We start from the raw sequence: 1,703 nt of genomic DNA, 5'->3' as shown, positions 1-1,703 counted from the left end.
GGATCAGGGGGTGGGTAGGTGGGCCAGCGCGCCGGTTTCCAGGGCGGCCCAGATGCCGGTGGGGGTGTGGGTGAGGCCGTGCGGTTCGGCCTTGGGCGTGGGCAGGTCGTGGTGCGTGAAGCGGCCGGCGGAGTCCAGGTGACCGATCCGGTTGGCGCCCCACTCCGTGAACCAGGCGCCGTCGGCCGGATCGGCCACTATCGCGTGCGGACGGGCCGTGCGGTCCGGCAGGGGGATCTCGACGATCCTGCCGTCCGGGGTGATTCGGCCGAGCTGACCGGCGGTGATCTCCACGAACCAGATGGCACCATCGGAACCGAGGGTGATGCCGACCGGGCCGGCGTCCGGGGTGGGCAACGGGTGCACTGTCACAGTGCCGTCGAGGTCGATCCGGCCGACCGCGTTCGCCTGGTTGAGCGTGAACCAGAGCGCCTGGTCCGCGCCGGCGGTGATCATCGAGGCGAAGCCGCCGGTCACCGGCAACGGGAACGTGCTGACCGTGCCGTCGGTGTCCACCCGGCCGATCGTGTCGGAGGTCATCCCGGCGTACCAGAGCGCGCCGTCGGGGCCGGCGGCGATGCCGCCCGGCCCGGTGCCGGCCGGCAGGGCGATCGTGCGCTGCGCACCGTCGACGCTGATCCGACCGATCCGGTCGTCCCCCGAGCGGGTGAACCAGAGCGCCCCGTCCGGGCCCGCCGTGATGATCAACGGGCGACCGCCGGGCGGCTCCAGTGGGTAGGTGCGGACCGCGCCGTCGGCCCCCAGGCGGGCGATCGCGCCGGCATGGACCAGCGTCAGCCACAACGCGCCGTCGGGGCCGGCCGTGATGTCGTACGGCCCCGCGCCCGGCTCGACGAGCCGGATCTCCCGAATCTCGACGCTCGTCACGTGCGGTGTCCTTCCGTCGGTGGATCGCCACCCTGACCGGTCCGCCGGCGACGACACAACCGATTTCGTCTGCCGCGATTGTCAGGCCGCTGACAGGATCGCCACGGCTTGCACCCAGGCTGCCCGGTCACTGTCGGTTACGACATCGCAGGATGACCGAACCTCTGGAGGACAGCATGTCGCGCACCATCCGTAGGAAGCACCTGCTGGCCGGTCTGGCCACCGCCGGCGTCCTCGGCGTCGGGATCGCCGCCCCGACGATCGCGTTCGCCGCCGACACCCCGACGCCGAGCGCCAGCACCGCCCCGGCGCCCGGCGCGAAGGCCGACCGGCAGAACCAGTTCGCCGAGGCGCTCGCCAAGGAGTTGGGCGTGCCCACCGACAAGGTGACCGCCGCGTTGCAGAAGATCCGCGAGCAGCACCGGCCGGCGGACCGCCCGCAGCGGCCCTCCGCCGAGGACCGGCAGGCCGCGCTCAGGCAGCGGCTGGACCAGGCGGTCAAGGACGGCAAGCTCACCCAGGAGCAGGCCGATGCCATCACCAAGGCCGTCGAGGCCGGCGTCTTCCCGGGCCGGGGCGGTCACCGTGGCCCGGGTGGCCCGGGCGGCCACGGTCACGGCGGCCACGGCGGCTTGATCCACTCGGTTTTCATGAAGTCGGGGGGTCCGGAACCCTCGGATACCCCGACTTCATTGATCCCGAGTTGATCACCGCCGAAACCCCAGCCACGTCCGCCATGACCCGGCGCCGGACCGGGCTGGGCCGGACCGGACCGGGCTGGACCGGGCCCGAGCCGGACCGGGCCCGAGCCGGAC

Annotated in this window: 2 protein-coding genes; one reads left to right on the top strand and one right to left on the bottom strand. The window is 73.0% G+C overall.

Annotation, left to right across the window (positions count from 1 at the left end; translation table 11 throughout):
* Positions 1–3: 3 nt before the first annotated feature.
* On the bottom strand, positions 4–888 hold the full coding sequence (locus tag JM949_RS35730) for a Vgb family protein (protein WP_203152445.1): 885 nt from the start codon (positions 886–888) through the stop codon (positions 4–6).
* A 176-nt stretch (positions 889–1,064) separates the two neighbouring features.
* Between JM949_RS35730 and JM949_RS35725 the strand changes: the two genes are divergently transcribed.
* Positions 1,065–1,595 (top strand): hypothetical protein, encoded by a 531-nt coding sequence (locus JM949_RS35725; RefSeq protein WP_238434473.1) that lies wholly within the window; start codon positions 1,065–1,067, stop codon positions 1,593–1,595.
* Positions 1,596–1,703: the final 108 nt, after the last annotated feature.

This window comes from Micromonospora tarensis (assembly GCF_016803395.1).
Taxonomy (GTDB): domain Bacteria; phylum Actinomycetota; class Actinomycetes; order Mycobacteriales; family Micromonosporaceae; genus Micromonospora; species Micromonospora tarensis.
This window is presented reverse-complemented; position numbering and strand designations above follow the sequence as displayed.